The sequence below is a fragment of the Xanthomonas sp. LMG 12460 genome (genome assembly GCF_009192895.1).
Lineage (GTDB): Bacteria > Pseudomonadota > Gammaproteobacteria > Xanthomonadales > Xanthomonadaceae > Xanthomonas_A > Xanthomonas_A sontii.
In genome coordinates, this window is the sequence record NZ_NKUH01000127.1 from 1 (window position 1) to 5,802 (window position 5,802).

The 5,802-nt window shown below is 69.1% G+C and carries 4 protein-coding genes; 1 reads left to right on the plus strand and 3 read right to left on the minus strand.

The annotated features are described in order from the left end of the window. Positions 1–238 precede the first annotated feature (238 nt). Genes glyS through glyQ form a run of 3 tightly spaced genes read right to left on the minus strand, consistent with a single transcriptional unit; the run spans position 239 to position 3,583 of the window. Positions 239–2,407: a glycine--tRNA ligase subunit beta gene (glyS, locus tag CEK66_RS19450; protein ID WP_152237999.1), complete on the minus strand. Its 2,169-nt coding sequence runs from the start codon at positions 2,405–2,407 to the stop codon at positions 239–241. After that, entirely contained in the window at positions 2,404–2,664 is a 261-nt protein-coding gene (locus CEK66_RS19455) for a hypothetical protein (RefSeq protein ID WP_017912106.1), read from the minus strand. The genes glyS and CEK66_RS19455 overlap by 4 nt, the downstream gene beginning before the upstream one ends. A gap of 10 nt (positions 2,665–2,674) precedes the next feature. Continuing rightward, a complete protein-coding gene (gene glyQ / locus CEK66_RS19460; protein ID WP_019801178.1) occupies positions 2,675–3,583 on the minus strand; it encodes a glycine--tRNA ligase subunit alpha in 909 nt (302 codons plus the stop codon). Between the two features lie 76 nt (positions 3,584–3,659). Between glyQ and CEK66_RS19465 the strand changes: the two genes are divergently transcribed. After that, positions 3,660–5,480 carry a GspE/PulE family protein gene (locus tag CEK66_RS19465; RefSeq protein ID WP_152238000.1) on the plus strand — a complete coding sequence of 607 codons (1,821 nt, stop codon included), beginning with the start codon at positions 3,660–3,662 and terminating at the stop codon, positions 5,478–5,480. The last annotated feature ends 322 nt before the right edge of the window (positions 5,481–5,802 follow it).

The window sequence follows — 5,802 nt, forward strand, 5'->3', positions numbered from 1 at the left end:
CTCCCGAGGGGAGAGGGGCTTAGGGCGGGCGCTTGCACACGTTGTTGTGAAGGACGCAAGCGAACGCGCCTTCAGGGCGTGCGGGCAGCAGGGAGCTTGCACTGTGGGAGGGACTTCAGTCCCGACGCATTGCGGTGTGCCGAAGCCATTGGCGCCGCGCATTGCCGCGGGAGTTCCACCCGCAAAACGAGAACGGGCCGCGCAAGGCGGCCCGTCTCTGGTTCGACGCTTCTGCTGCTTACGCCGACAGGTGCTCGATCGCCGCGACGCTGCCGAGGCGGTCGCCCAGGCGCTTGAGCAGGGCCAGGCGGTTGCGGCGCAGTGCCGGGTCGTCGGCGTTGACCATCACGCCGTCGAAGAACGCGTCCACCTGCGGGCGCAGCCGCGCCAGGAAGTTCAGCACGGTCACGTAGTCGTGCTGGCGCAGCGCGCCGTCGGTCTCGGCGATCGCCGCTTCCACCGCTTCGGCCAGCGCGCGCTCGGCCGGCTCGCGCAGCAGGCCCGCGTCGACCTGCGCCGGAATCTCGCCCTCGGCCTTGCGCAGGATGTTGCGGATGCGCTTGTTGGCCGCGGCCAGCGCCTCGGCCTCCGGCAACGCGGCGAAGGTGCCGATCGCGTCGATGCGGCGGTCGAAGTCGTACAGGGAGGCCGGCTTCAGTTCCGCCACCGCGTTGAACTGCGTCGCCGGCACGCCCTTGTCGGCGTAGTAGCCGCGCAGGCGGTCGAGGATGAAGTCGTAAAGTTCTTCTGCAAGAGAACCCTTCAGCGACGCCGATACAGTCACGCCGGACGACGTCTTGATTCCTGCTTTCTTCGCAGCAATAAGCGCTTGAATCTTCTCGCGCGCGCTAACGTCAGCAAGTGCGTGTTGAACCTTGATCAGAGAAGAGCCCAGCATTTCTTCCAGATCAACATCAAACCCACTCTCAATCACCGTCCGCGCCAACCCCAGCGCATTGCGCCGCAGCGCGAACGGATCCTTGTTGCCCGTGGGCTTCAACCCCGCGGCGAACCCGCCGGCCAGCGTATCCAGACGTTCGGCGATCGCCAGCACCTTGCCCAGCGGCGACAGCGCGATGTCGTCGCCGGCGAAGCGCGGCTGGTAGGCCTCGTCGATCGCCAGGGCGATCTCGCTGGGCTCGCCCGCGGCGAGCGCGTAGTGGCGGCCGGCGATGCCCTGCAGTTCCGGGAATTCGTTGACCATGCGCGATTGCAGGTCGTTCTTGCTCAGTTCGGCGGCGCGGCGCGCCTGCGCCGGGTCTACGCCGACCTGCGCGGCAATCGCCTCGGCCAGCGCGGCCACGCGCTGCACCTTGTCGGCGATGCTGCCGAGCTTGGCCTGATAGGTGACGCTGGCCAGGCCGGCGCCCATCGCCTCCAGGCCCTGCTTGAGGTCTTCGTCGAAGAAGAACTTGGCATCGGCGAAGCGCGGGCGGATCACCCGCTCGTAGCCCTTGGCCACTTCGGCCACATCGCGCGAGACGATGTTGGCGATGCCGATGAAGTGCTCGGTGAGCTTGCCGCCGTCGTCCAGCACCGGGAAGAACTTCTGGTTGCTCTCCATGGTCTCGATCAGCGCTTCCTGCGGCACCGCCAGGAACGCCGGCTCGAACCTGCACAGCACCGCCGACGGCCATTCGACCAGGTTCACCACCTGCTCCAGGTTGTCCTCGGCGATGCGCGCGCTGCCGCCGGCCTCACGCGCGGCCTGCTCGACCTCGGCGACGATGCGCGCGCGGCGCACGTCCGGGTCCACCAGCACCTGCGCGGCCTGCAGTGCGGCCACGTAGTCGCCCGGCTGCGCCAGCGGCACCGGCGCGTCGTGCAGGAAGCGGTGGCCGCGGCTGTCGCGGCCGGCCTCCACGCCGAACAACGGCATCGGCACCACCTCGCTGCCGAACAGCAGCACCAGCCACTGCACCGGCCGGGCGAAACCGTAGTCGTGGTCGCCCCAGCGCATCGGCTTGGGGATCGGCATCGCCGCGATCGCTTCGCGCAGGATCTCCGGCAGCAGCGTGGCGGTGCGCGCGCCCGGGTTCACCGCACGGTGCACGAAGCGCTCGCCCTTGGCGTCGCTGGTGCGCTCCAGCGCGGTCCAGTCGATCCCGGCCTTGGCGGCGAACCCCTGCAGCGCCTTGGTCGGCTGGCCGTCCGCGTCCAGCGCGATGTTGAGGTAGGGGCCGAGCACTTCCGCGCGCTGCTCCGGCTGCTCGACGGCCACGCCCGGCAGCAGCACCGCCAGCCGGCGCGGCGTGGACAGCGGCTTGGCGTCGCCGCGCTCGACCGCGATGCCGCGCTTCTCCAGCCCGGCGATCACGCCGTCGAACAGCGCCTGGGCCAGGCCCGGCAATGCCTTGACCGGCAGTTCCTCGGTGCCCAGTTCGATCAGCAGGGGGTGCATGCTCATATCACGTCCTTCCGGGTCGCCAGCAGGTCGCCGCGCCCAATCGATTTGTCTTTAGGCTTGCCGCGGCTATCGCGGTCGTCGCCGTTGATCGCCAGCAGCCACAATCCGGCCACCGGCAGCAGGAAGCAGCCGAACAGGAACCAGCCGAAGGCGCTGCGTCCGCGCTGCTGCGCCCACCACGCGCAGAAGTAGCCGAACGCCACCGGCGCCGACCACAGCAGGCCGAGCAGCACGAACAGTTCCCGATCAGGTCGCATCGGCCGCGCCTCAGCGCTTCACGCCTGGGAAGCCCAGCTTCTCGCGCTGCGCGTAGTAGGCCTTCGCCACCGCCTGCGCCAGCGCGCGCACGCGCAGGATGTAGCGCTGGCGCTCGGTCACCGAGATCGCGCGACGCGCATCGAGCAGGTTGAAGGCGTGGCTGGCCTTGGTCACCTGCTCGTAGGCCGGCAGCGGCAGCCCGACCTCGACCAGCGCCTGCGCTTCCTGCTCGCACGCGTCGAAACGGTGGAACAGTTCGGCCACATTGGCGTGTTCGAAGTTGTACGCGCTCTGCTCCACCTCGTTCTGGTGGTAGACGTCGCCGTAGGTGACCGGCGTGCCGTCGGGGCCGTAGGTCCACACCAGGTCGTAGACGTTGTCGCAGTTCTGCAGATACATGCACAGGCGCTCGAGACCGTAGGTGATCTCGCCCAGCACCGGCTTGCACTCCAGGCCGCCGGCCTGCTGGAAGTAGGTGAACTGGGTGACTTCCATGCCGTTGAGCCACACCTCCCAGCCCAGGCCCCAGGCGCCCAGCGTCGGCGATTCCCAGTTGTCCTCGACGAAGCGCAGGTCGTGCACCAGCGGATCGATGCCCAGCGCCTTGAGCGAATCCAGGTACAGCTGCTGGATGTTGTCCGGGTTCGGCTTCATCGCCACCTGGTACTGGTAGTAGCGCTGCAGGCGGTTCGGGTTCTCGCCGTAGCGGCCGTCGGTGGGGCGCCGGCTCGGTTGCACGTAGGCCGCGTTCCACGGCTCCGGCCCGAGCGCGCGCAGGAAGGTGGCCGGATGGAAGGTGCCGGCGCCCACTTCCAGGTCCAACGGTTGGATCAGCACGCAGCCGTGCTGCGCCCAGAACTGGTTGAGGGTCTGGATCAGACCCTGGAACGTGATCGGAACGGACCGGGAAACGGACATCTCGCAGGGGGCCGGTTGAGGGGTGCGCTAGTATAGCGACCGACTCGCGGGGACTTCCGCGTACCGGACCTGGACCATGGATTCGCGCCCTGCCGCGCCGCCCGCGTCGTCGCCCGCCGAGCCCACCGTGGCGTTGCCGCCGGGCCGGTTGAGCTTCGAGCGTGTGGCCGCCGCATTGCTCGCCGACGGTCTGGTCGCACCGGCCGAACGCGGCCGCGTGCAGTTCTCGGCACAGACCGCACGCACCGTCAGCGACGTGCATCCGCTGGTGCTGTTGTCCAACCTGAAACTGGCCGCCACCCGTCCGCCCGGCAGCGAACTGAGCCTGGAACGGCTGACCGAGTGGCTGGCGCAGCGCTGCGGCCTGCGTTACCTGCGCATCGATCCGACCCGGGTCGACGTGGCCGCGGTCACCGGCGTGGTCTCGCACGCCTATGCGCGCCGCCACCGGATCCTGCCGCTTGCCCTGCAGCCCGAGCGTCTGCTGGTGGCGACCAGCGAACCGCTGGCGCTGGACTGGCTCGGCGACGTGCAGCACCTGGCGCGGCGCCGCATCGAGGTGGTGGTGGTCAACCCGCTGGACCTGCATCGCTACACGATGGAGTTCTTCGGCGTGACCCGCTCGGTGCGCGGCGCCAAGGACGGGCGCACCGAACAGAGCAGCGGCCTGCCCAGCTTCGAGCAACTGGTGGAACTGGGCCGCGGCGGCGACGTCAACGCCGACGACCACCATATCGTGCACATCGTCGACTGGCTGCTGCAGTACGCCTACGAGCAGCGCGCCAGCGACATCCACCTGGAGCCGCGGCGCGAGGCCGGGCGCATGCGCTTCCGCATCGACGGCGTGCTGCACAAGGTGCTGGAAGTGCCGCCGGCGGTGATGACCGCCATCGTCAGCCGCATCAAGGTGCTCGGGCGCATGGACCTGGCCGAGCGGCGGCGCCCGCAGGACGGGCGCATCAAGACCCGCTCGCCCGGCGGGCGCGAGACCGAGATGCGCCTGTCGACCATGCCCACCGCCTTCGGCGAGAAGTGCGTCATGCGCATCTTCGACCCGGATGCCGCGTTCAAGAGCGTGGACCAGCTCGGTTTCAGCGCGCAGGAAGCGGCTGGCTGGAACGCGCTGGTGGAGCGCCCGCACGGCATCGTGCTGGTCACCGGCCCCACCGGCTCGGGCAAGACCACCACGCTGTACTCCACGCTCAAGCGCCTGGCCACGCCGGACGTGAACGTGTGCAGCGTGGAAGATCCGATCGAGATGATCGCCACCGAGTTCAACCAGATGCAGGTGCAGGCCAACATCGACCTGGACTTCGCCAGCGGCGTGCGCACCCTGCTGCGGCAGGACCCGGACATCATCATGATCGGCGAAATCCGCGACCTGGAAACCGCACAGATGGCGGTGCAGGCCTCGCTGACCGGCCACCTGGTGCTGTCGACCCTGCACACCAACGATGCGCCCTCGGCGATCACCCGCCTGCTCGACCTGGGCGTGCCGCATTACCTGGTCGCCTCCACCCTCAACGGCGTGCTGGCGCAGCGCCTGGTGCGCACCCTATGCGGCCACTGCAAGCGCCCGCACACCCTGGAAGCGCACGAGTGGGACGCGTTGCGCGAACCGGGCGAGGCCTTGCCCGAGACACTGCAACCCTACGCCCCGGTCGGCTGCCTGGAATGCCGCCGCACCGGCTACCTGGGCCGGGTCGGCCTGTACGAACTGCTGCCGGTGACCCCGCGCCTGCGCACCCTGATCCGCGCCGACATGGACCTGGCCGGCTTCAGCCGCGCCGCCCAGGACGAGGGTGTGCGCACGCTGCGCCGCGCCGGCCTGGAAAAGGTGGCCGCCGGGCTGACCACCATCGAGGAAGTGCTGTCGGTGCTGCCGCCGCGCGAGTGAGCGGGCGGGAGGCGTGGTTGGCGTTGGCCTTTTCGTGCGGCGGCTGGCCCACCGATATCGTTTGCGAGGGCGTCTCACCGCAGGCCGGATGCGTTTCTGCCAATCCCCAATCCCGATGCTCCCATCCGGGCTCCATCATCGCGATGGCTGGCGCACTTGTAGGAGTCAACTGTCATGCACCTGCGATGACAGGAGGAGCGTACGGGGCCTGATCGCGCGCGATGGCATTGAGCCAGCGCAGGAACTTGTGCATGCAGGCGACGATGGCGACCTTGGCCGGCTTGCCCGCTGCGCGCAGACGTGCGTAGGTGTTGGCCAAGGA